General features: G+C 32.3%; 25 protein-coding genes. 8 read left to right on the forward strand and 17 right to left on the reverse strand.

The features are described 5' to 3' along the window. Window positions 1-44: 44 nt before the first annotated feature. Together LQ675_RS04680 and LQ675_RS04685 are read left to right on the forward strand one after the other, a co-directional pair. Entirely contained in the window at window positions 45-1,214 is a 1,170-nt protein-coding gene (locus LQ675_RS04680) for a hypothetical protein (protein ID WP_048541570.1), read from the forward strand. A 17-nt stretch (window positions 1,215-1,231) separates the two neighbouring features. Continuing rightward, window positions 1,232-2,449, forward strand: a complete 1,218-nt coding sequence (locus LQ675_RS04685) for a metal-dependent hydrolase family protein (protein ID WP_152291865.1) — start codon at window positions 1,232-1,234, stop codon at window positions 2,447-2,449. Between the two features lie 82 nt (window positions 2,450-2,531). On the opposite strand, the gene LQ675_RS04690 is transcribed toward LQ675_RS04685, so the two are convergent. From LQ675_RS04690 to gabT, 3 genes are read right to left on the reverse strand one after another with little or no spacing between them, the layout of a single operon-like run. Continuing rightward, window positions 2,532-3,911 (reverse strand): NAD-dependent succinate-semialdehyde dehydrogenase, encoded by a 1,380-nt coding sequence (locus LQ675_RS04690; RefSeq protein ID WP_152291866.1) that lies wholly within the window; start codon window positions 3,909-3,911, stop codon window positions 2,532-2,534. Continuing rightward, complete coding sequence (locus LQ675_RS04695; protein WP_152291867.1) at window positions 3,874-5,265, reverse strand: APC family permease; 1,392 nt, start codon at window positions 5,263-5,265, stop codon at window positions 3,874-3,876. Before LQ675_RS04695 ends, LQ675_RS04690 begins: the two co-directional genes overlap by 38 nt. A gap of 31 nt (window positions 5,266-5,296) precedes the next feature. Continuing rightward, a complete protein-coding gene (gene gabT, locus LQ675_RS04700; protein WP_048541564.1) occupies window positions 5,297-6,583 on the reverse strand; it encodes a 4-aminobutyrate--2-oxoglutarate transaminase in 1,287 nt (428 codons plus the stop codon). A 101-nt stretch (window positions 6,584-6,684) separates the two neighbouring features. On the opposite strand from gabT, the gene gabR reads away from it, so the two are divergent. After that, window positions 6,685-8,067: a MocR-like transcriptional regulator GabR gene (gabR, locus tag LQ675_RS04705; protein WP_239726565.1), complete on the forward strand. Its 1,383-nt coding sequence runs from the start codon at window positions 6,685-6,687 to the stop codon at window positions 8,065-8,067. 85 nt (window positions 8,068-8,152) lie between these two features. Here gabR and LQ675_RS04710 read toward each other — a convergent pair whose 3' ends face one another. The 3 genes from LQ675_RS04710 to LQ675_RS04720 form a co-directional block, all read right to left on the reverse strand. Continuing rightward, window positions 8,153-9,163: an aldose epimerase family protein gene (locus tag LQ675_RS04710; protein ID WP_239726564.1), complete on the reverse strand. Its 1,011-nt coding sequence runs from the start codon at window positions 9,161-9,163 to the stop codon at window positions 8,153-8,155. Window positions 9,164-9,225: 62 nt separating this feature from the next. Further along, entirely contained in the window at window positions 9,226-9,813 is a 588-nt protein-coding gene (gene lepB, locus LQ675_RS04715) for a signal peptidase I (protein ID WP_048541558.1), read from the reverse strand. A gap of 22 nt (window positions 9,814-9,835) precedes the next feature. Beyond that, on the reverse strand, window positions 9,836-10,711 hold the full coding sequence (locus LQ675_RS04720; RefSeq protein WP_239726563.1) for a helix-turn-helix transcriptional regulator: 876 nt from the start codon (window positions 10,709-10,711) through the stop codon (window positions 9,836-9,838). A 134-nt stretch (window positions 10,712-10,845) separates the two neighbouring features. Between LQ675_RS04720 and LQ675_RS04725 the strand changes: the two genes are divergently transcribed. Next, entirely contained in the window at window positions 10,846-11,094 is a 249-nt protein-coding gene (locus LQ675_RS04725; protein WP_048541555.1) for a DUF3923 family protein, read from the forward strand. Window positions 11,095-11,184: 90 nt separating this feature from the next. Here LQ675_RS04725 and LQ675_RS04730 read toward each other — a convergent pair whose 3' ends face one another. After that, window positions 11,185-11,346, reverse strand: a complete 162-nt coding sequence (locus tag LQ675_RS04730) for a hypothetical protein (protein ID WP_158259706.1) — start codon at window positions 11,344-11,346, stop codon at window positions 11,185-11,187. Window positions 11,347-11,374: 28 nt separating this feature from the next. Further along, window positions 11,375-11,530, reverse strand: a complete 156-nt coding sequence (locus LQ675_RS04735; RefSeq protein WP_037590088.1) for a hypothetical protein — start codon at window positions 11,528-11,530, stop codon at window positions 11,375-11,377. Between the two features lie 231 nt (window positions 11,531-11,761). On the opposite strand from LQ675_RS04735, the gene LQ675_RS04740 reads away from it, so the two are divergent. After that, window positions 11,762-11,941, forward strand: coding sequence for a VraH family peptide resistance protein (locus LQ675_RS04740; RefSeq protein WP_048541552.1), 180 nt, complete (start codon window positions 11,762-11,764; stop codon window positions 11,939-11,941). 46 nt (window positions 11,942-11,987) lie between these two features. On the opposite strand, the gene LQ675_RS04745 is transcribed toward LQ675_RS04740, so the two are convergent. Further along, the gene (locus LQ675_RS04745; protein ID WP_172965084.1) at window positions 11,988-12,596 is read right to left on the reverse strand and encodes a YIP1 family protein; all 609 of its coding nucleotides are present in this window, start codon (window positions 12,594-12,596) and stop codon (window positions 11,988-11,990) included. A gap of 902 nt (window positions 12,597-13,498) precedes the next feature. On the opposite strand from LQ675_RS04745, the gene LQ675_RS04750 reads away from it, so the two are divergent. From LQ675_RS04750 to LQ675_RS04760, 3 genes are read left to right on the forward strand one after another with little or no spacing between them, the layout of a single operon-like run. Further along, window positions 13,499-14,590, forward strand: a complete 1,092-nt coding sequence (locus LQ675_RS04750; protein ID WP_239726562.1) for an efflux RND transporter periplasmic adaptor subunit — start codon at window positions 13,499-13,501, stop codon at window positions 14,588-14,590. Further along, window positions 14,587-15,267: an ABC transporter ATP-binding protein gene (locus tag LQ675_RS04755; RefSeq protein WP_049319519.1), complete on the forward strand. Its 681-nt coding sequence runs from the start codon at window positions 14,587-14,589 to the stop codon at window positions 15,265-15,267. The genes LQ675_RS04750 and LQ675_RS04755 overlap by 4 nt, the downstream gene beginning before the upstream one ends. Continuing rightward, complete coding sequence (locus LQ675_RS04760) at window positions 15,264-16,439, forward strand: ABC transporter permease (protein ID WP_239726561.1); 1,176 nt, start codon at window positions 15,264-15,266, stop codon at window positions 16,437-16,439. The genes LQ675_RS04755 and LQ675_RS04760 overlap by 4 nt, the downstream gene beginning before the upstream one ends. A 60-nt stretch (window positions 16,440-16,499) precedes the next feature. Here LQ675_RS04760 and alsE read toward each other — a convergent pair whose 3' ends face one another. From alsE to uxuA, 8 genes are all read right to left on the reverse strand, one after another. After that, the gene (gene alsE, locus LQ675_RS04765; RefSeq protein WP_239726560.1) at window positions 16,500-17,183 is read right to left on the reverse strand and encodes a D-allulose 6-phosphate 3-epimerase; all 684 of its coding nucleotides are present in this window, start codon (window positions 17,181-17,183) and stop codon (window positions 16,500-16,502) included. Between the two features lie 14 nt (window positions 17,184-17,197). Further along, window positions 17,198-18,298: a PTS fructose transporter subunit IIC gene (locus LQ675_RS04770; RefSeq protein WP_152291871.1), complete on the reverse strand. Its 1,101-nt coding sequence runs from the start codon at window positions 18,296-18,298 to the stop codon at window positions 17,198-17,200. Window positions 18,299-18,314: 16 nt separating this feature from the next. After that, complete coding sequence (locus tag LQ675_RS04775) at window positions 18,315-18,767, reverse strand: PTS sugar transporter subunit IIA (protein WP_048541537.1); 453 nt, start codon at window positions 18,765-18,767, stop codon at window positions 18,315-18,317. Window positions 18,768-18,779: 12 nt separating this feature from the next. Then, the gene (locus tag LQ675_RS04780) at window positions 18,780-19,091 is read right to left on the reverse strand and encodes a PTS fructose transporter subunit IIB (RefSeq protein ID WP_239726559.1); all 312 of its coding nucleotides are present in this window, start codon (window positions 19,089-19,091) and stop codon (window positions 18,780-18,782) included. Between the two features lie 15 nt (window positions 19,092-19,106). Further along, window positions 19,107-19,490, reverse strand: coding sequence for a PTS sugar transporter subunit IIA (locus LQ675_RS04785; RefSeq protein WP_239726558.1), 384 nt, complete (start codon window positions 19,488-19,490; stop codon window positions 19,107-19,109). Then, window positions 19,483-20,967, reverse strand: a complete 1,485-nt coding sequence (locus tag LQ675_RS04790) for a BglG family transcription antiterminator (protein ID WP_107602315.1) — start codon at window positions 20,965-20,967, stop codon at window positions 19,483-19,485. The genes LQ675_RS04785 and LQ675_RS04790 overlap by 8 nt, the downstream gene beginning before the upstream one ends. 241 nt (window positions 20,968-21,208) lie before the next feature. Beyond that, window positions 21,209-22,042 carry an SDR family oxidoreductase gene (locus LQ675_RS04795; RefSeq protein WP_048541524.1) on the reverse strand — a complete coding sequence of 278 codons (834 nt, stop codon included), beginning with the start codon at window positions 22,040-22,042 and terminating at the stop codon, window positions 21,209-21,211. Continuing rightward, the gene (gene uxuA / locus LQ675_RS04800; RefSeq protein WP_048541522.1) at window positions 22,035-23,117 is read right to left on the reverse strand and encodes a mannonate dehydratase; all 1,083 of its coding nucleotides are present in this window, start codon (window positions 23,115-23,117) and stop codon (window positions 22,035-22,037) included. The genes LQ675_RS04795 and uxuA overlap by 8 nt, the downstream gene beginning before the upstream one ends. Window position 23,118: the final 1 nt, after the last annotated feature.

The following is a 23,118-nucleotide window of genomic DNA, read 5'->3' on the forward strand; positions in this document are numbered from 1 at the left end:
TATGCTAAAGTTTGACTATTAACTTTAAAAAGGAGGGAATGCTAATGGTTAGTGAACCGCTTATTTCAGCAACAATACTATTCGCATTAATCGTTCTCGGGGAAATTATTTCTTATCTTACAAAGGCTCGTGTACCAATGTTATTAACTGCAATGGTAAGTTACTTGCTTTTATCTTGGGCAGGCGTCTTACCTGAAAAGATATTAGATAATGCCATTTTACCTTCACTTGGTGCGCTTATTATTGCACCAGTTATCATGCATATGGGGACAATGATGCCGCTTCATATACTTAAATCACAATGGAAAGCAGTTGTTATATCAATATTAGGTATATTGGGTTCTACAACCTTAATATTAGTCTTCGTTACACTCCTATTTGATTTCCGTACTGCTGCTTCAGGTGTTGGACCTATTGCTGGAGGTATCGTCGCGCTGCTCATCACAGTCGAAAAGCTTCAAGATTTAGGATTAGCCAATCTCATTGTTTTACCCGCTATCGTGCAAGCACTTCAAGGCGTTATTGGTATGCCATTAAGTTCTATCCTTATGAAGCGCTATTCAAAATATTACTTAGCAAATAGACATACAGACAAAAATGTCGCTAATATTTCTAACAAAAATGAACCTAAGAAAGAAACGATATTTAATAAGAATCCGTTACTTCAAAACAATGTTATCAGACTCTTTATTATGTTCTTCTTAGCAAGTATTGCCTTCATGATTGGCGAAGTAACAGGCATTCATTTCACACTCATCAGTTTATTATTTGGTGTTATCGGTTTGAAAATTGGCTTGTTTGAACAAAAAGAACTGGAACGTAATCAATCATTCACAATCATGATGGTTATTATCATTTTAATCGTTATCGGTTCTATGGGCGGCATTAAACCACATGATTTATGGGAATTCTTACCTGCTATTTTATCTATTCTTGTTATAGGTACAATTGGTATTTTAATTGGCGGATTTATCGGTGCTAAATTAATTGGTTGGAAACCAACTAAAGCATTACCTGTTGCTTTAACCGCATTGTATGGTTTTCCAGGTGATTTTATTTTATGTGAAGAAGTCAGTCGATCTGTTACTGATAATGAGGAAGACAGAGAAGATGTATTTAACGAGTTATTAAGCCCGATGATTATTGGTGGGTTTACAACAGTTACAGTTGCATCTGTTATTTTAACATCTATATTAATGAACTTTATTAAGTAATTGAGGAGGACATAGATATGATTATAAAAAACATCAATTTAATAGACGGTACTGGAAAAGGCATTCAACGAGGTGTGGATATAAAAGTTGAAAATCATGTCATTTCTGAAATTGGTAGTAATTTAAATGGCGACAATATAATAGAAGGAAATGGTCAATATCTATTACCAGGTATAATCGATAGTCATGTACATGTTATGTTGGAAATGGAACCTTTAGAAAGAAGATTATCTACACCTTTTTCATATAACTTCTACAAAGCAATTGATCATTTAAAACGAACAGTTGATGCAGGTGTTACAACCGTTCGAGATGCTTTAGGAGCAGATTTAGGTTTAAAAGAAGCTGTGAATGATGGTTTAATACTCGGACCGCGTTTACAAATAAGTGTCAACGCATTAACCATTACAGGTGGTCATGGGGATAGTTATACTAAATCCGGTATACAACTCCCTATTTTGCAAGATGGCTATCCTGGTTTACCGAGTGGTATATGTGATGGTGTGAATGAAGTCCGTAAAAAAGCACGCGAAATGTTAAGAGCTGGTGCTGATGTATTAAAAGTACATGCAACGGGTGGTGTAACAAGTGCAACTGACCATCCAGATTATACGCAATTCTCATTAGAAGAATTAAAAGTCATTGTAGAAGAAGCGCAATTTAGAAATAATCGAAAAGTTATGGCGCATGCTCAAGGGTTGCAAGGTGTTAAACAATGTATAGAAGCAGGCATTCACTCAATTGAACATGGTATATATTTAGATGATGAAGCTGTTCAATTAATGAAAGAAAAAGAAATGTACCTCGTACCTACATTACTCGCACCACTTTCCGTTATAGAGTTCGCTGAAGAATTAGGTATGAGTGAAAATTCTATTAAGAAATCTAAACAAGTCATGCAAGACCATATTGATAGCTTTAAGAAAGCACATCAAGCTGGTGTAAAAATAGCAATGGGTACAGATGCAGGTGTATTCAAACATGGAACTAATTTAAGAGAATTAGAGCTTATGGTTGAACACGGCATGACAGAAATGGAAGCTATTGTTTCGTCTACTAAGACAGCTGCTGAATGTTTAGGTTATGACGACGACTTAGGTACAATTGAAGTCGACAAGAAAGCAGACTTCATTATACTAGATCAAAATCCTTTAGAAGACATCAAAGTATTAAGAGACCCAAATAAAATTAAAGTCGTTTCAATAGATGGCAAAATTGTCAAAGACATTAGATAATATCATAGCATTTAAAGTGTATTCTAGAAATAGATACATATGAGAACCCCCTAAAAGTGGTCACTTTTAGGGGGTTCATTTATTACATATTACCGATTGATAAATATTTAGTTTCTAAATAAGGTTCAATACCTTCGATACCACCTTCACGGCCATATCCACTTTCTTTAAATCCTCCAAATGGCGCATGCGCTGCTGATGGCGCACCATCATTCCAACCTATCACACCGAAATCAAGCTTCTTATAAATATCAAAGCCTGTACGATAGTCATTCGTGAAGAAATAAGCGGCTAAACCATATTCTGTATCATTGGCAACTTTAATAATTTCATCTAAGTCTTCGTATGCCATGACTGCAGCGATTGGTCCGAATGTTTCTTCATGCATCACTTTCATATCAAGATTTGCTTGTCTGATAACGACTGGCTTTAAGAAATTTCCACCTAATTTTAATTGTTCTAATGGTAATGACAATTCTCCACCATGATGTACGGCATCTTCAATTTGGTCAATGACTTTATCTACAGCTTGTTGATTAATGAGTGGACCCATTTCAACACCCTCTTCTAAGCCATTTCCTACATTTAATGCATTTACTTTTTCAGTTAAACGTTCTGTAAAAGCTTGTTCTATATCTTGATGTACATAAATTCTATTTGCACTTATACAAGTTTGTCCTGAATTTCTAAATTTAGTCGCGATTGTTTGATCAACTGCTAGTTCAATATCTGCATCTTTATGAACAATAACTGGTGCTAATCCACCTAATTCCATCGTGACATTTTTAACTGTATTTGCAGAATCTTTTATTAAATGTTTACCTACTGGTGTAGATCCTGTGAATGTTATCTTCTGTATAATTGGACTTTCAGTAAATATTCTACCTGCGTCTTTACCACTTAATACAACATATTGAATGGCATCTTCAGGGATACCCGCTTCATGTGCCAATTCAACCATTCTTATCGTCGTTAGTGGTGTTTCTAAAGCCGGTTTACAAACAATTGTACAACCTGCTGCTAATGCTGGTGCCATTTTTCTCGCAATCATTGCTGCCGGGAAATTCCAAGGAGTAATTGCACCAACAACACCTACTGGGAACGGATCAGTGATAATTTTTTTACCTTTTTGATTAGCAGGTATAGTCTTACCATAAATACGTTTTGCTTCTTCTTGATACCATTGAATGTAACTATTTGCGTAAGCAACTTCGCCTAATGCTTCTTTATAAGGTTTACCGTTCTCTAGAGTAATTAATTCTGCTAATTCTTCTTTATGTTCATCAATTAATTGATACCATTTTAATAAAAGTGATGAACGTTCATGAACGTCTTTTTCACGCCATGATTCATATGCAACTTGTGCTTTATCAATTTGTTGAATTGCTTCTTCTTCAGAAGTATAAGGAATCGTCTTAACGACTTCATTCGTTGCTGGATTGTATACTTTTAGCTGTTTCAAATACTTCATCCCCTTTTGATTTTGTTAAATATAAGACTGCTGCTATGCCATACCATACGAATACGATAATCCATTCATGTGGCCAAATAAGTGATGACGGCATTCCTGGTAAATAGATTGCGATAAACGCAATACTTAAAATTACAGCAATCCAACCAACTACTTTACCACTTTTAATACGATATGGTCTTTCTAAATTAGGTTCACTTTTTCTTAATTTCAAAAATGCACATGCAACTAAGAAGTAACCTAATACAACACCGATCCCACCAGCATCAACAATCCATACTAATGCAGGACGACCTAATAAAGGTGCAATAAATGCTAATACACCAAGGAATATAATACCGTGTGTTGGTGTTTTGTATTTAGGGTGAATGTATGCAAACCACTTAGGAATCATATTATTTTTCGCCATCGCATATAAAATACGACTACCACCGATAATAAATGCATTCCAACTTGTGATAATACCAGCAATTCCACCTAATACGAGTAATATTCCAAATCCACTTGATCCAAATAAATTCACCATTGCATCTGCCGTAGCTAATTCACTTGTACTTAATTGACTTGGTGTTAAACCAGTCGCAACACCAAACACAATTAATAAATAGAAGATAACCGATGCTATAATAGAGATAACTAAAATACCACCTATTTTTTTAGAAGGTGCTTTTACTTCTTCAGCTATTTGTGGAATAACATCGAACCCTACGAATAAGAATGGAATCATGATCAGAACAGACATTGTTCCACCTACACCACCATTAAACAATGGTTTAAGATGTGTAAAGTCACCATTGAACCCTGCACCAAAGAATAATAACAAACCAACGCCTACAATAAATATTGTGAATACAGTCTGCATAACTGCAGCTGGTTTAACGCCAAAGTAGTTTAATGATGTTAATATGACACTACCTAATGAACCGATAAGTACCCAAGTTAAGTAAACATCCCACCCGGCTAAATTCCATAATAAGCCAGAATGTTCAAACGGTATGACATAGTCTATAACAGTTGGTAATGCGACTGCTTCAAATGTAATAACAGATACATAACCAAATAACACTGACCAACCAGATATAAATGCTACACCTGGACTAAATGCTTTCTTAACGAAGACAAATCCGCCACCTGTTTCAGGAATTGCAGAGGCAAGCTCTGCGTATGTTAATCCAATAAAAATTACTAATAATCCACCAATTACAAATGCGATAATACTACCTAGAAATCCTGCTTGTGAAATCCATTCTCCCGAAAGAACAACCCAGCCCCATCCAAGCATGGCGCCAATCGCGAGAAATAATACGTCTGCTATATTCATTGATTTATTAAATTGAGAATTCATAATTATACCCCATTTTTATTAGTCAAATTTCTTAAAGACTAGATTCTAAGATTGATAATCCTTCGTTTAATTCTTGATCTGTAATGACTAACGGTGCTAAAAATCGAATCACATTTCCGTTAATACCAGCTGATAATAATAATAAACCATTTTCATTTGCTGCTTTAACGATTTGTGACGTTTTAACTTTATCAGGTGATTGCGTTTCTGGATCGACAATTTCCATTGCGACCATTGCGCCTAATCTACGAATATCTCCTATAAATGAATGCTCTAATTTAAATGCTTCTAATCTTGATTGAATTGTTGCGCCAAGTTGTTCAGCTTTAGCATTTAAGTTTTCTTCTCCAATAATTTCAATTACTTTTAATGCTGCTTCACATGCAAGTGGATTTCCTGCATATGTACCACCAATTTCGCCTGGATTTGGGCTATCGACAATTTCGCTTCGTCCAACAACACCACTTAATGGGAATCCTGCTGCTAGAGATTTTGATACAGTCATTAAGTCTGGAATAACATCAAAATGCTCAATTGCAAATGTCTTACCAGTACGTGCAAAGCCTGTTTGAATTTCATCTGCAATAAATACGATACCATGTTCTTCACAAATATCTTTTAATGCATGAATAAATTTCTTATCTGGAATGATAAATCCACCTTCACCTTGTACTGGCTCAATCACAACACATGCCACTTCTGAAGGATCCACTGTTGCGATAAAGAAATTCTTCAAATCTTTAATGACTGAATCTATGTATGCCTCATCACTTAATCCTTCAGGTTTATCTGCTAAATAAGGATATGGCGCTTGATATACTTCTGGTGCAAATGGGCCAAACCCCAATTTATAAGGTCTTACTTTACTTGTCATAGACATCGTTAAATTTGTTCTTCCGTGAAAGCCTCTAACAAATGATACAACTTGTTGTCTACCTGTATATTTTCTAGCGATTTTTACAGCGTTTTCTACTGCTTCTGCGCCAGAATTTAGTAATACTGTTTTCTTTTTATGGTCACCTGGTGTAATTTCTGCTAATTTCTCTGCTAATTTAATATAACTTTCATACATAATCACATTGAAACCAGGTAAAATAAATCTTTCAAGCTCGTTTTTTAAATGTTCAGTTATTTTAGGATGTGAATGACCAACGTTTAACGTACCAATTGCTCCTGCAAAGTCAATCCACTCTTTACCGTCTTTATCTGTAACTGTTGCCCCTTTTGCAAAATCAGCAATATGTGTATTACCATTACTGACACCTCTTGCTACATATTCGTTACGTAAAGATTCCAATTGTTCTTGAGTCTTACCCATCAAAATCCCTCCTATTGTTTATTTAGTACATATTAAAAAAAGATTGGTATAATGAAAAGTACCAGTTTTTAATTTTTAATAGTACCAGAGGGGCGAACGATATGACTCAAACTTACAAATATAGAGAAATTTATCTCAAATTAAAACAAGATATACTCTCTCAAAAATATAATAGTCACGAAAAATTACCATCCAAAAGACAACTTTCAATTGATCAAAATGTCAGTATTAACACTGTCAAGAATGCTTATGAACAACTTTTTGCTGAGGGTTATATATACACAAAGGAAAGACAAGGTTACTTTGTTGAGGCATTAAATAAGTTAATCATTCAAGATCAACATATTACGCAACCTTTAAACAATAACCCAACTCAAATTAAATCTTCATATCGTTATTCTTTATCGCATATGACAACAGACATCTCACAATTTCCAATAGACTTATGGTCTAAATATGTGAAAGAAGCTTTTCATCTTTTCAAACATGAAATGTCAGAAATCCCTGTATATAAAGGGCCGCTTGAGCTAAGAAAATCAATCGCTCAATTGATTTCATACAAAAGAGGTGTCGTTTGTTACCCTGAACAAATCATTGTCGGCTCAGGTACAGCGAACTTATTAAGCAGCTTATTCAAAGCATTTTCAAACAATCAAAAAATCGCTATTGAAAATCCTGGATATTCTCGAATGAGAAAGCTATTTATCGGCATGGGACAGGATGTCGTTAATATCCCACTAGACAACAAAGGGTTATCTGTTGAACATGTGAAACAGGCAAAGCCTGATTTTGTCGTGACAACACCTTCACATCAATTTCCAACAGGCACCATTATGCCAATTTCAAGAAGAATTGAATTACTCAACTGGGTAACGGAACATAATAAATATATTATAGAAGACGATTATGATAGTGAATATAAATATGGTACAGATAATATTCCTTCATTATATAGTTTAGATAAGAATGAACGTGTAATATATTTAGGTACATTCGCGAAAACATTAATGCCAAGTTTAAGAATAAGCTATATGGTCTTACCCTATCCACTTTTATATAAATTTGATGCGATAACAGATACATCCATTACAGATTTAAGCTTAATAAATGCTTATGCCCTACATTTATTTATTAAATCCGGAAACTATGAGAAATATATTCGTAAAATGCATCATACTTATACTGAAAAGAGAGAGCTTTTTCTAAAAGTATTAAAAAGATCATTTAAAGAAGACGTCTCGATATACGACATGGAGGCAGGTCTTCATTTTCTAATTAATATTAAGACAGACTTAAGTTATCAAGAGATTGAACAAAAAGCGCATGACCACGGTATAGAATTATATACGATTAGACGTTTCATGGCTGATGAACCTGAAAACACACCATTTAAAACACTTATTATTGGATTTGCGAAAATAAATCGAGATGATATCGAACCTGCTATTTTAAAACTAAAAGACATTATATATGATAGCCATTGATAACTATGACATAAAAAATACTTTCATAACCAACGCTTCTATACAAGGTTGGTTATGAAAGTATGATTGTCTTCTATTATATAAACTATTTTTTATAATTGATTTGATAACTTGTGACACTATTAAATGTGTCGCCATTTCTTAAAATTGATGGTGCTGATTCATTTAATAAATTAATATCATTAGGTAGTGATTGCGTTTCTAATGTAAAGCCACTATGTACATGAATAGAGTCTTTGCGATCATTCCAATTTACATCGTTCAATGTAAATATGACAACTTCATTCTGATTAGTCGTCATTTCAAGTTCCAATTTATCATTCGACACTTTGAAAGTGCCATCTTCTAATTTCACTGGATGATCAATACCATTAAATTGCTTGATTTGTTGTAATCCACTTTCGAATATATCTTTAAAAGTTATACTATCTTTCCCAGTTTCTACATTAATCTTCTCTGTATCGAGAGATTCCACAATTTGATTATCCTTTAGCGGATATAATCGAACGTTATGATGAAGTTGATGGTTTTCAATAGATGCATTTGTTTCATTCAAATTAAAATACACATGATTCATCGGATTCAATAAAGTATCTTCAGTACTCGTTGCTTCATATATAATTGACCACTTCAAATTCGTTAAATCATATTGATGTGTTACAGTCATATTAATATCACCTGGAAAATGATCAACTGAATGTTTCAATTCTACATGATATACAATACGGACAATATCATCTTCATTAACAATGTCATAATCAAACACTTGAGTATGCAACCCATTAGAACCACCATGTAAATTATGCACACCATCATTTTGTTCAATCTGATAGGATTCACCATTTAATACAAACTGACCATTTTCAATTCTGCCACCATATCTTGCAACAGTCGCACCAAAGAAATAAGGATTTTGCTCATAATATTCTATTAAATCATCTCTTTCAGTCGGACCAAGGATAACGGATCTACCATCAATTTTCCAATCGACAATCCGCATACCAAAATTCGTGAATTGAACCTTTGAACGCTCATCATAGATTGTAATCAAATCTATATTCTTCTCTTTATCTAAAGTCTCAATCTCAAATGACATTAGCCTCATCCTATTCTATAAAGTCTACATGCAGTTAATTAAAGTTTAGCATATTGTTCCAATCAATTCTCATTTACATGATCAAACGAATCAGCGTAAAAGTCATATTTCATATTATTCGTTGGTAAAATTCTTATTTTAGCTTTTCCTACAATTTGTTCGTCGGTAATGAGCCCAACATCTTGGCGACTATCGTTACTATTCAAACGATTATCACCGAGGACTAAATATTTACCTTCTGGAATTACTTTTTCACCTTCAGAATTTTTTGTATCTGATACATCAAAGTTTTCCGTTAAATATTCCGTGAATTTATGCTTCTTATTAAAATCTAAATAAGGTTCTGCAACTTTTTCATGATTGATATATAATTGATCATTCTTATAACTGACAGTGTCACCAGGTACACCTATTAACCTCTTAATATAATCCTTTTCTTCATTCGCATGAAAAATAATCACATCACCTCTATCAATCGTACCAAGCGTTTTCGAAATTTTACTAACAATCAAATTGTCTTTATCATTAAACGTAGGATACATAGACTGTCCATGCACCTCATATCTACTAAATAAAAAAGTCGCAATAAGCCACGCCACAACAATAGCAACAACGATAGACGCAACCCATTCCATTAAATTCTTAACCACTATAACCCTCCTCAAACTCATATTAATCTTCAAAACTTAAATTGATTGGTTCATCTAATAAATTTCTCTCCATGGACATATTTGTAGAAGGTATATTTAAATCTACGTTTGTAAATTTAATATTATCAACCCAAACTTTACCAGAGCCATTTAATAAAATGCCCATAGAAATCACTTCACTTTGTTCAGGAATATCTAATACTACAGAGTAAATATTCCAACTATTTGTACCTTTAATTTGTCTATTTGACATATTATCGAATTGCAAAATATCTTCATATTTATCATCTACTCTCATCCACAAGCCAGTAGACTCAATAACTTTATCTGTTTTAATAAATGCTGATAATTTCATTCGTTTATTAAGATACTTCTTAGCATTGAACTGTTGCATCATAGTAGCAAAACCATTATTTCTCTTATTATTTCTTGATTCTAACCTTGCTGAAACTTTACCTTGGTAAACAACTTCATCATCAATACTCATCACATAATCATCTGGATTACTACCACTTAGAAACCAACCTTTAATATCATTTTTCATATTATATTTTCCTCCTTTTATTTTTACATCTTTCATTATTTTTCTGTATTGTCCAGGAGGTAATCCATAATATTTTTTAAATGCTCTAGTAAAAGCTTCTTGAGATTCAAATCGATAATACATAGCTATATCTATAATTTTATGCTTTGAATTTAATAACATTTGAGCTGACTGAGTAATTCTTCTTCTCCTAATATAATTTGTAAATGAAACTCCAGTATATGCTAAGAATATTCTATGGAAATGATATTTTGAAAAGCCAGCAATATTCGTTATATCTTTAGTAGTTATATCTTCTTGTAAATTGTCTTCTATCCAGAATATAGTTTTTTGAATAATATCATCATATTTCAATATGAATCACCGCCTAAATATATGATAACAATTTAAATATATAAAAATTTGATTCATATTGCTAATATACTAAACGAATGATAATGTAATATATAATATTATATTCTATAAATATACTGAAAAGAGGCATTCTCATGAAAGTATCTTGGATATTGTGGTGGATTTTAACAATCATTGAAGTTGGTGCATTTTTAACGTTCTCAATCTTTTTATGGTTTAGAGAAGTCGATGCCACTGGAGCTGTGCAAACAACAGAATTAAAATGGTTCTCTATTGGTATCATGGCAACACTTTTTATCATTCCATTCTTAACACAACTCGTTTGGTTAATCGTCAATATCATCACTTCTAAAAAGTTAAAATCTCAAAATCAAAATGTATAAATATAAAATAACGATACACTCCGTCACATTTCACTTAAATAAGAGATAAAGACATAGCGTGTATCGTCTGTTTTTATTAAAAGAGCCACCCTAATTCATGACCTTTTTTACTACTTTATATGCAGCTATTATAAAGAGAAATATTGAAACTCCCCATAATACAGCAGATAAGTTAGTTAAACTTCCTTCTAAATTTGTTGCGATAATTGGAAGTATACCTGCTATTAATATTAATAAAATAATTTGTTTCATAAAGATTCACCCTTTGGTACATTATTCTTTATTTTGGCCATCCTAAATAAATAGCAAAGATAATAAGAACTGCACCAACAACTATAGATCCTTTATAAATATTATGCTCTTTTCTACGTTTTATACCAACTACTACTATAACTAAACCTAATATAAATGAAAGTAACATTATATAAAAACCCATGTGATATACCTCTTTCGTTGTTAATATTATTTTAAAGACTCAAAAACTTATGATATTCATAATATATTTCTTTATAATATAAATGTAACATTTTATACATAATTATGGTAATCATATATATTAAAGAGATGAAAATGTTATCTGTTTTACCAGTAATTATATGAGATGGTATAATATGAAATGAATAATCTCACATAAATTATAAGAAAGAATATCAATGGAGGGTTAAGCATGAAAGTAAAAGAATTACTTCAGAAAAGTTTCAACGATTTACTTGAGTTAGAATTAACGGGTTATAATATCGCAGTTGTACTAGTTGCGGTTGTTGTCTTAAGCGTTCTCATCACACCTTTATTTGGAATTCCTGTCGGACTTTTAGGTGGCGCGTATTACTTAAAAAATTATAAATAATATTTAAAGCCCGTTTCCTTGAAAACGGGCTTTATTGATCAATTCCTTATATACTTGCTTGAATTAAACCTATTCCAATTACGACAACAAGATAAATCACAGTCCATATTACTGCTGTCTTTCCTTTAAATCTACTTGTTGCATATAATACAACTCCAAATAAATATACTGCTAATAATGTTGATAAATCAAATACATCGAGATAATCATTACTTTGGCTAAATACTGCCAAACTTGAAATAGAGTGTTTAACTGGATCTAAACCTACAATTGCTATAATAGCTATAACGATAAGATTAAAGATTGTTGTAATTAATTTTACAAACGTTGCAGCTGCGAATAAACTTGAAGCTTTTACATCAGATTTCATAATTTTTGAGATAATTAGAAAGATTAGAAACGAAAAAGCAATGCCTATTATTGGTGCTAAAATACCACCTATGTATGCAAATACTGTAGTAAATGTAGACATTTGATTAATTTCAGTTTCACTTAATCCAGCTTCTTTTAAATCAGCTGTAAGATCATTTGTTATTGATGTAATCCATATTGAAGCAACTGATAAAATAATGACCAAAATCATATTTAACAACCACTTAGGTCGTTCTCTATAGTTGTTTAAAGTTGGTGCAAATAATAAATTTGAATGTTTCATCACTATACTCCTTTGCTTTTTGTATAATTTAAGGTTAACATTCATAAAGCATTAATAAAATACTTAATTATATAATTAATATTCTTAAATTTTATAATCGTTATTTAATTTTTGCATAGAATATGATATTCATGTACTTCTTAAGGAACTATGGAAATTAAATATTCATATGATTACTCAACAGAAATAGACAAAATATACCAAATTATGCTATTATGTAAATGAAAAAGGCAACGTGCTGTCACACGTTGCCCATGAGCCCGTTAAAAAGACGGTGGCTTTATTTAATTGGTTAATAATAACCATCGAAACATACCAAAGTTAGCGATGGTTATTTTTTATGGTTATTTTTACTAATTAATACTAAACCAATGATTGAAATAACAATCATCAGTATTTCATAATCAGTCATATTACTCCTTTCTAGGAGTTGAAACCATTATCATAGGCATCACCCCTTTATTTAAGAGATTAGCCACCATCTATCTAACTTGCTCTGTTATATTATACCAAATTCCCATTATTTGTAACATTGTTTCAGTATTATAATAGACAAAATATATGTATTTATTTTATAATATATACATAAAAGGCAACGTGCTGTCACACGTTGCCTATGAGCCCGTTAAAAAGACGGTGGCTAGTTAATTATTTATAAAAAATAACCATTAAACTGTCCAAAGTTAGAGATGGTTATTTTTTTGTACTTTTTTATGGATATTTTTAATTTTACGCTCTATCACTCATGTATGATTCCGCTATTGTTTGTGAATTACATAAAAAACCATGAATAATTAATTACAAATTTAATATTCTTAAATCTCATAAGTATTATTTTTTATTGTTCCTAACTGTGGTAACATTTCCCATGTGAGAATAAAAATATATAGGAGTGGAATAAGTTGAAGCGTAAATTATTTTGGATAATCGGGATTATCGTTATCGTTTTGTTAGTTGTTGTTGCGCTTATTGTAAAACAAACGACAAATGACACAGACGATAAAAATGACGGTTATGATACATATAAAGTTAAAAAGGAATCTCCTTTAAGTATTTCTGGTAAGGCTGCACCTACTAAAATTAAAACTTATAACAATAATGATCAGTTAGGTGAATTTGTGAGTACAGTTGTTGAAGATGGCCAATCTGTTAAACAAGGTGATCAATTGATTAACTATAATGTGAATGATCAAAAGCGCCAAGATTTACAAGATAAAGTAAATGCTGCACAAAACAAAATAGATCAAGACTACCAAAATATTAATCAGCAACCGAACAATAATGATTTACAAAACACTTTATCTAAAGATTTAAATACATTAAATGATGCTAATAAACAGTTATCGCAGTACAATCGTCAAGTAAACGAAAGTATGTATGCTTCATTTGATGGTAAAGTCGAAATGGAAAATGATAATGACGCTAACAGTGGTGAAGCGATTTTAAAATTAGTCGCAAGTGAACCTCAAATCAAAACTTCTGTATCTGAATTTGATATTACTAAAATTAAGGTTGGCGATGCAGTTAATGTAACAGTGAATAGTACTGGCGAAGAAGGTAAAGGGAAAATAACAAAGATTTCTGAATTACCTACAAGTTACGATGATAGTAACCAAAGTGAATCGATGAATACTGCAGATCCAGAAAGTGAAACAACGCAGACATCTAATCCTGTTTCTAATAATCCAAGTGTTGGTAAAGGCAACTCTAAATATCAAGTAACGATTGGTAAATTAGACATTTCTGTACGTAGTGGTTTCTCAACTGAAGGAGAAATCCCTTTAGATACGATTAAATTACCTAAATCTGTATTAACAAAAGGTAATCATGTATTTGTTGTCGATAAAAATCATAAAGTTCATAAACGACATATTAATATTAAACGACAAAACGGTGAAATCTATGTTGAGAAAGGACTTAAATCTGGCGATAAACTGATCATTTCACCTAAGAAAACATTAAATAATGGTGAAAAGGTTGAGATAGCATCATGATTAATTTAGTTAATGTGAATCGACACTTTAAAAACGGAGAAGAAACAAATCATATATTGAAAGATATTAATATATCTATTGATACAGGTGAATTTATCGCGATTATGGGACCTTCAGGTTCTGGGAAAAGTACACTAATTAATATTTTAGGGTTTATAGATAGAGGGTACACAGGTGAATATCTGTTTGATGATGAGAATTATCAACAAGTTTCAGATAATAAGCTTGCCTTTATTAGAAATAAAACAGTCGGTTTTGTCTTTCAAAATTTTAAATTGATACAAAATAATACGATTATGGAGAATGTTAGTATCCCCCTATTATATTCAGGTATGTCTTCAAAAGAACGTAAACAACGTGTTGAATCTGTCTTAAAAGACGTTGGAATAGCAGATAAAAAACATCTTGTACCGAATAAATTATCGGGTGGTCAACAACAACGTGTCGCCATCGCGCGCTCGATTGTCAACAAACCTAAATTCATTATCGCTGATGAACCAACAGGTGCGCTTGATTCTCAAACTTCTAAAGATATTATGGATTTATTTGTACGACTTAATCGCGAACAAAATACAACGATGATTATTGTTACACATGATCGTAAAGTAGCTGAACAAGCTGATCGCGTGATACACATATTAGATGGTCGTGTTCAGCGAGAAGAGGTGATAGAATGAAGAACTTACCGAATATCATATCAGTCTCTCTCAAATCTATCATGAAGAATAAACGCCGTAACATCTTTACGATGATTGGTATTATTATCGGTATAGCTGCCGTCATTACCATTATGTCTTTAGGTAATGGTTTTAAAAAGACGGCATCTGATGAATTTGCTGATACGGGTGCGAGTAAAGGACAAGCTATGATTAGCTTCATGCCTGAAAATATGGAAGGCTCTAAAGAAAATCCATTCGACAAACAAGATATTGAGCTCGTCAAACAAATAGATGGTGTCACAGATGCTAAAATTAAAGAAGATGACAGTCAAAGTTATGGAGCAAAAATGACCAATTCACAAAAGCAATCTGACATCAATATCTTTAAAAAAGACCATGTCGACAATGCATCTGAAGGTAAAGGGTTCACACAATCAGATAATGAATTGAAAGAAAAAGTCGTCACAATCGATCAAACGATCGCTAAAAAAGCGTTCAAAGGTGACGCGATTGGCAAGACGTTATTTATAGATGACCAAGGATTTAAAATTATAGGTATTGTCAATAATCCTATGTATGAAAATACAGTCAATATGCCTAGCGAAACATTCAATCGATATATGGGCGACTTAAGTCAGGAACTTCCACAACTTGAATTAAAAGTAGATAACGATGATAACAAAAAAGAAATCGCTAATAAGGCAGCTAAGCTCTTAAATAAAAGAGGTTCAGGCATGAGCGAAGGTAGTTATCAGTATTCAGATATGGAAGAAATCATGAAAAGTATCACACAAGTATTCGATGCGATTACGTACTTTGTTGCAGCAGTAGCAGGTATTTCATTATTCATTGCGGGTATAGGTGTGATGAATGTTATGTATATTTCAGTCGCTGAACGTACAGAAGAAATTGCGATAAGACGTGCGTTTGGAGCTAAAGGTCGAGACATTGAAATTCAATTCTTAATAGAAAGTATCGTGCTATGTCTAATCGGTGGCATTATAGGATTAATCATAGGTATCTTGATTTCTAAACTTGTAGAAGCCGTTACGCCTGATATGGTTCAAAGTGTTGTGAGCCTAGGATCTATTTTACTAGCTGTCGGCGTTTCAACATTAATTGGTATTGTATTTGGTTGGATACCAGCAAGGTCAGCATCTAAGAAAGAATTAATAGATATAATTAAATAGTTTAAATATAATTTAACCGCCACCTGAGTTGTCGTCCAACTCAGGTGGCGGTATTATTAGTTATACTTCAGTTAATGCATTATTAAAGTCTGCTATCATTTTGTGCCATGCTTCGTCAATACGTTCATCTAAACCGAATAGCCCGCTTCTTCCCAATATATAAATATCTGGATTGGCTTTTTGAATTTTACTAAATGTCTTCTTATTTGAAGAACCATCCATTTCAATTAAATATTTGTATTGATGTTCATCTCTTAACTTTCTTAATTCTACTATTTTATTTAATGTTTCATCGATAAATTTTTCTCCAGCAAACCCTGGGTCAACGGTCATAATTGTGATCTTATCTAAATATTGAATATATGGTTTAATCACTTCAATGGGTGTTTCTGGATTTAATACGATCCCTACTTTTTTACCTTGATCATGAATCTTATGAATCAATCGGTAAGCGACACCATTGACGACTTCTGCATGTATACATATATAATCTGTATCTACTTTTAATAATTCATCCACCCAAAATGAAGGCTCCGTGACCATTAAATGTGCAGAAACGGGTACGTCAGAAATTTTCTTAACTTGTTCAATAAACCAAGGTGAAAGTGTAATATTCGGGACATAATGACCGTCCATAATATCTATATGATAAGATTCTACGTGCTGATTCAAAAATGTAATCTGCTCGCTAAATTTATCTAAGTCCATCGTCATTAATGATGGTGAAAACTTTACATTCTCCATATGTTAAACCTCCATTAGTATACTTTAATATCGCCTAATTCTATGTCATCTTCTTCGATTTCATCGACCATTTCTTCTGATTCATTTACAGGTTTTTTAAGTAGCACAAGTACTAGAGCCGTAACAATAACATTTGCTGCGATAGCGATGACGAAACCTAATGGCTGAGACATTGTTGGAATTGCCAACATGCCACCAAACGGTACTTTCGAGTCAGCGTTCATCACCATTGAAATCGCGCCACCTACTGCACCACCGATTCCTGTAGCAATAACACATCTAATAATGTCATTTAAAACAATCGGTAAGACGCCTTCTACAATTTCAATAATCCCCATTGGGAATGCTGTTTTTAATGTTTCTACTTCTACTTTTTTATAAATATTTTTACGCATTAATCTTCCAATCCAATATGCAAATGCGAATCCAATTGGTGTAGCTGTGTTAACGACAATCAATGCTGTTATAGGTTCATGAATACCTTGTGCTTGTAAAGTTAATACAAATGCAAATACTGTCTTATTAATTGGACCACCATAATCGACACTTGCTAATACTCCGATGATAATGCCATAAATTAATTTAGAAGTACCGCTGAGTGATTGCAAATACTCCGTTAAAATATGCGTAAATTGTGTAATTGGCGCGCCGATTACATAGACCATAATAAGCCCACCTATAAGTGAAGCGATAAATGGAATTACAAGCATGGGCATTAAGCCTTTTGCCCAATTTGGCATTTTGATATATTTAATAATTAATACAACAAGATAACCTGCCAAGAAGCCACCTATTAAACCTCCGATAAAACCTGATCCAACTGCATTAGCTGTTAAACCAATAACGAGTCCAGGTGCTATACCCGGCTTATCAGCAATTGAATAAGCGATACCTGTTGCAATAACGACTGGTAACATACCCAGTCCAGCTCCACCAAGTGTTGCAAGTACATCCCAGAATGAATAGCCAGTCTTCGTTAAATCTGTTGATGAATCTCCGCCTAACGCCATTCCAATTGCAATCATGAATCCTGCTCCACATACAACTGGAATCAAATAAGATATTGCCGTAAGTAAATGACCTTTTAAATTCAACTGATTAAAAAATGTTTTCACGTTATCTCCCCCTTTGTTAGTTAGATAAAATTGCTACAACTTCTGTTTTATTTTTAGAATTTAATAATTGTTCAATCACTTCATCATTACTCAACTTTCTTGCGATTAATGATAAGAGTTTCAAATGTTCTTTAGAATTGTCGTTATCTTCACCAACTGCAAGTAAAATAACGACTTTCGCACCTGTATCATCTAAAGATGGCCACTCTACTTCATCTTTTAAGACGCCAATTGCAATACCAACTTTGTTAACGCTACTACTTTTCCCATGTGGAATCGCCACAAAGTTACCAATACCTGTTACGCCTTCTGACTCTCTTTTATAAACCGCTTCTAAAAATGCTTCTGAATTGTCTATATATTGTTCTTTATCAAATAAATGAACGAGTGTTTCTAAAGTTTCTTCTCTATTATTTGTCTCAAGTTCTGTTAAGATTGTGTTCTCATCTAATACATCTATTAAATTCATATGGCATCTCCTTTATTGTTTTGAAATTTGTTCGATTTTTTCTATTAATTTATTTGGAGATTTTATTGCGACATCTGTCGGTATTTCGATGACTTTTTTACCTTCAAATCTTTCTTTAGCGCTTACCTTTACATCTACAGCAAGCAACACGATATCAGCTTGTTTTATATCTTCAGGTGACAATTCATTTTCTACACCAATTGTGCCTTGTGTTTCGATTTTAATATTATGACCTTTCTTTTCAGCTGCTTTTTCTAACTTTTCAGCTGCGATATATGTGTGTGCAATACCTACTGTACATGCACAAATACTCACGATATTCATATTTCATTCCTCCAATTATAATAATGATTCTACAAAGTCTTCGTCTGCTAAATTTCTCATAAATACTTGAATGTCTTGCAATACTGCTTGATCTTCTTGTGGTTTAAGATTTAGCAAAATAATCAATTTCAATGACTGGTCATGCCAATTGATAATATTTGTCTCACTTTTAATTAAAAATATTTTAGTCTTTAAAATGTTCTCACTTTGAATGTGCGGTAAAATCACTTCTGGGAAAATTTCAATATTCCCATGATGTTCTCGCTCATGTACCTCTTCAATAAAAACACTTTCAGACTGAATGTATTGATTCTTCTTTAACTGACTACCTATTTCTTCTATGACATCTTGATACATTGCGTTAGTTGTATTAATTTCATAAAATAACGATTCATTCATTGTGATCACCTAACATTTCTATCATCTTTCGCAATTTGATTTGGTCATTCTTATTAAACATTGCGCTGATGACTACGATTGGAATTTGCTTTACTTCAGGTATATGAACAGTTGAAATAATCAAATCTATTTTATGCAAGTCATCTTCTTGTAAATCAAAAGAAGATTTAACATCTACAATCTCAATTTCAGGTACATTTCTGTCTATTTTTGTTTTCAATAATTCAGAAGTACCTATGCCTGTAGTACATGTAATCAGTGTTTGTATTTTCTTCGGATTTCTCTCAAGTTCTTTCGCAAAATACAATGTTAAAAAGCCTATCTCATCGTCATTCATTTTTTTAATATGATACGTTTCAGAAATTTGATCTGAAATCTGTCGAATAACTGTAAATACATGTGGATATTCAATTTTAATTTGTTCTATTAAAGCATTTCTAACATTTAACCCATGTTCAATTCGATTTAGCATCGGTTTAATATGTTTAAGAAGTTGTTGCTCTAAATCAATATTTTTAAATGATTGATTTAATTCCTGACTCGCACCATCTATCAATGCATTTGTTATATCGATGACTCCTTGTGAATATTGCATGTCTTCTTGATTATGCTGAACATTTTGCGTTTCAAATCTAGAAGAAATGAGATATTCAAACAAATAAATTCGTTCATTTTCAGGTAATTGAGTATGAAGATATTGTTCAACATTGCCAATAATCATGTCACTCATTCTATAAAATGATTGATACTCATTTTTTAACTTTATCAATTCAGCTGTCTTTCTATCTTTGTCTTGTTTAATCACACCTCTTTTTCTAAAGCGCATGATCAAGATATATAAATGAGAGAAAATGTTCACATTATAAGGATAAGGAATAATCATATCTTTATAATTCTCAATCTTATTAATTTGTTCTTGAACAAAATGTGCATCTTTATCTTCATTTTGATCGATAACATTATATGCAGAGAAATTAGACAGTTGCCCATCTCCAATAAGTTCTAACAATGCATTTCGAATATCACTTTCATCACCGTTTATAGATAAATGACGATTCTTTCTTTCTAAATTTAAATTAAAACGTTTTAACATCTCTTCAATTTTTTTCTCATCTGTGTTCAGAACACTCTCAGAAATATAATAACGTTCGATAATATTAAAGATAGATATCGATTTAGGGGAGATTAATAATAAATCTTTTGTCATCATATTTCGTCTTTCAATAGGAGAAAACAAATCATTTTGATAAAGTTGCCCCGTTTCGAGCTGTTCAATATATTCTTTATCATCAATACGATAGCCCTTACCTTTTTCAGATATAATAAGAGGCTCTTTATAATAATCATTTATACGTTTAACAAGTCGATAAATCGTTTTAGTAGAAACATCTAGATGTTTAGCCAATCGATTTGAATCGACAAATGAATGCGCATTTAATAAGTAATGAATTAACTTCTCTTGATTATCACCTTCCATGACTTTTACAACCTCCCTGTAGCTTTATCATAAAACAAATATATGTAAGCGTTTTACTTTTGTTTGTCCATTACAATAGACATTAAAATATCATTCATTATAAACTATCGCGTTACTAAAGTAATGAATTAACTTCTTTTACACTTCTACATCTGTAAAAAGCCTGCATACCAATTAAAATTGCGCACAAAAAAACTCACTTTAACAAAATTGCTAAAATGAGTTTAAAATTATAGTTCTATTAAACCCCTGAGTATGCCATAAACCCGCCATCAACTGGTACAGTAATGCCATTTACAAATGATGAATATTCTTTATCTAATAACCATAAAATCGTACCGATAAGTGCTTCTGGTTTTCCAAATTCTCCAAGTGGTGTTTGGCTTAATATTTTTTCTGAACGTGCCGTCAGACTTCCGTCTTCATTTAATAATAAGTCTCTATTTTGTTCTGTTAAGAAAAATCCTGGTGCTATCGCATTGACTCTAATATCTTCCTCTGCAAAATAAACAGCCAACCACTGCGTAAAATTATTAATGGCAGCTTTTGCTGCACTGTATGCTGGGACTTTAGTCATTGGTGCATAACTGCTCATAGAAGAAAAATTAATAATACTGGCATGCTCTGACTTCAGTAATTCTTTACCGAATACTTTAGCAGCAACAAATGAACCAATAAAATTATTATTAAATACATGTTCAAATCCACTTTGTTCTAAATCGAAAAAGTTCTTTTTATCTTCAGCATTATATGATTCTGAATCTGTAATAGCGTCAGGGTTATTACCACCTGCACCATTAATTAAATAGTCAATTTTTCCAAATGCTTCTAAAATTTCATCTTTAGCTTTTGTAAGCGATTCTTCATTTGTCACATCAACTGAATAGTTACGAGCCATACCACCTTCAGCTTCTATTTCTTTAACAACTTCTGCACCTTTATCATAAGTACGATTTAAAATGGCGATTTGCATGCCTTGTTTGCCTAATTCTTTCGCAATTGTTCTACAAAGAACTCCGCTGCCACCTGTAATTACAACAACTTTATCTTTTAAACTTTCATGTTTACTAAACATTTTTACCAGACTCCTTTTCAAGTTGATATGCATCCCATAATCCATTTAAGTACATAATACCTAATGCTCTATCATATAATCCGTATCCTGGACGGCATTCTTCGTTCCATAAATGTCTGCCATGATCTGGTCGAATATACCCTTTATAATCTGCATCTGATAAATGTTTCATAATTTGTGAAATATCAATATTACCGTCTTCTGTAAAATGAGAAGTTTCAACAAAACTGCCATTTTCATAGATATGAACATTTCTAATATGCATAAATGGTGCATGCTCATGATATTTCAAAGCAATTTCTGCCATATCATTATCTTTACTAGCACCCATAGAACCTGTACATAACGTAATCGCATTATTTGGGCTATTATTGATTTCAAACATTCTCTCGTAACTATCTGCGCCAGTTATAATTCTTGGTAAGTTAAAAATAGAATACGGTGGATCATCTGGGTGAATTGCCATTTTAATCCCACAACGTTCTGCAGTTGGAATGATTGCATTTATAAAGTAAGCAAAGTTATCCCATAATTTTTCTTCATCTATATCTTTATATGCTTCAAATAGTTCTGAAATTTGATCTAATTTTTCTGGTTCCCAACCTGGCATTGTTAGATTTTTACTCGCATTTGAAACAGTTTCTATTAACTCTTTCGGATCTAAATTTTTCACTTTTTCATAATCAAAATAAAGTGCTGTAGAACCATCTTCTAATGGATGGAACATATCTGTTCTAGTCCAATCAAATATTGGCATGAAGTTATAACAAATAACTTCCACACCATATTCAGCTAAATTCTCAATTGTTTGTTTATAGTTTTCAATTAATTCATCACGTTCACTATTACCTAATTTAATTGATTCATGAACATTTACACTTTCAACAACTTTTGCATTAAATCCATGTGATTCAATATATTCAACTTCATCTTTAATTTCTTCTTTTTCCCAAACAGCACCAACTGGCTTTTCATGAAGTGCCCATACAATCCCAGTTGTATTAGGTATTTGTTTAATATCTTCTAATGTAATTGTGTCATTGTTTCTTCCGTACCAACGAAATGTCATTTCCATT

The organism is Mammaliicoccus sp. D-M19 (genome assembly GCF_022386695.1).
GTDB lineage: Bacteria > Bacillota > Bacilli > Staphylococcales > Staphylococcaceae > Mammaliicoccus > Mammaliicoccus sciuri.

Excerpts from the sequence above, each read along its gene's own strand:
- LQ675_RS04680 (WP_048541570.1), top strand. The coding sequence starts at position 45 with ATGGTTAGTGAACCGCTTATTTCAGCAACAATACTATTCGCATTAATC.
- LQ675_RS04685 (WP_152291865.1), top strand. The coding sequence starts at position 1,232 with ATGATTATAAAAAACATCAATTTAATAGACGGTACTGGAAAAGGCATT.
- LQ675_RS04695 (WP_152291867.1), bottom strand. The coding sequence starts at position 5,265 with ATGAATTCTCAATTTAATAAATCAATGAATATAGCAGACGTATTATTT.
- gabT (WP_048541564.1), bottom strand. The coding sequence starts at position 6,583 with ATGGGTAAGACTCAAGAACAATTGGAATCTTTACGTAACGAATATGTA.
- gabR (WP_239726565.1), top strand. The coding sequence starts at position 6,685 with ATGACTCAAACTTACAAATATAGAGAAATTTATCTCAAATTAAAACAA.
- LQ675_RS04710 (WP_239726564.1), bottom strand. The coding sequence starts at position 9,163 with ATGTCATTTGAGATTGAGACTTTAGATAAAGAGAAGAATATAGATTTG.
- LQ675_RS04725 (WP_048541555.1), top strand. The coding sequence starts at position 10,846 with ATGAAAGTATCTTGGATATTGTGGTGGATTTTAACAATCATTGAAGTT.
- LQ675_RS04730 (WP_158259706.1), bottom strand. The coding sequence starts at position 11,346 with ATGAAACAAATTATTTTATTAATATTAATAGCAGGTATACTTCCAATT.
- LQ675_RS04735 (WP_037590088.1), bottom strand. The coding sequence starts at position 11,530 with ATGGGTTTTTATATAATGTTACTTTCATTTATATTAGGTTTAGTTATA.
- LQ675_RS04740 (WP_048541552.1), top strand. The coding sequence starts at position 11,762 with ATGAAAGTAAAAGAATTACTTCAGAAAAGTTTCAACGATTTACTTGAG.
- LQ675_RS04745 (WP_172965084.1), bottom strand. The coding sequence starts at position 12,596 with ATGAAACATTCAAATTTATTATTTGCACCAACTTTAAACAACTATAGA.
- LQ675_RS04755 (WP_049319519.1), top strand. The coding sequence starts at position 14,587 with ATGATTAATTTAGTTAATGTGAATCGACACTTTAAAAACGGAGAAGAA.
- LQ675_RS04760 (WP_239726561.1), top strand. The coding sequence starts at position 15,264 with ATGAAGAACTTACCGAATATCATATCAGTCTCTCTCAAATCTATCATG.
- alsE (WP_239726560.1), bottom strand. The coding sequence starts at position 17,183 with ATGGAGAATGTAAAGTTTTCACCATCATTAATGACGATGGACTTAGAT.
- LQ675_RS04775 (WP_048541537.1), bottom strand. The coding sequence starts at position 18,767 with ATGAATTTAATAGATGTATTAGATGAGAACACAATCTTAACAGAACTT.
- LQ675_RS04780 (WP_239726559.1), bottom strand. The coding sequence starts at position 19,091 with ATGAATATCGTGAGTATTTGTGCATGTACAGTAGGTATTGCACACACA.
- LQ675_RS04785 (WP_239726558.1), bottom strand. The coding sequence starts at position 19,490 with ATGAATGAATCGTTATTTTATGAAATTAATACAACTAACGCAATGTAT.
- LQ675_RS04790 (WP_107602315.1), bottom strand. The coding sequence starts at position 20,967 with ATGGAAGGTGATAATCAAGAGAAGTTAATTCATTACTTATTAAATGCG.
- LQ675_RS04795 (WP_048541524.1), bottom strand. The coding sequence starts at position 22,042 with ATGTTTAGTAAACATGAAAGTTTAAAAGATAAAGTTGTTGTAATTACA.
- uxuA (WP_048541522.1), bottom strand. The coding sequence starts at position 23,117 with ATGGAAATGACATTTCGTTGGTACGGAAGAAACAATGACACAATTACA.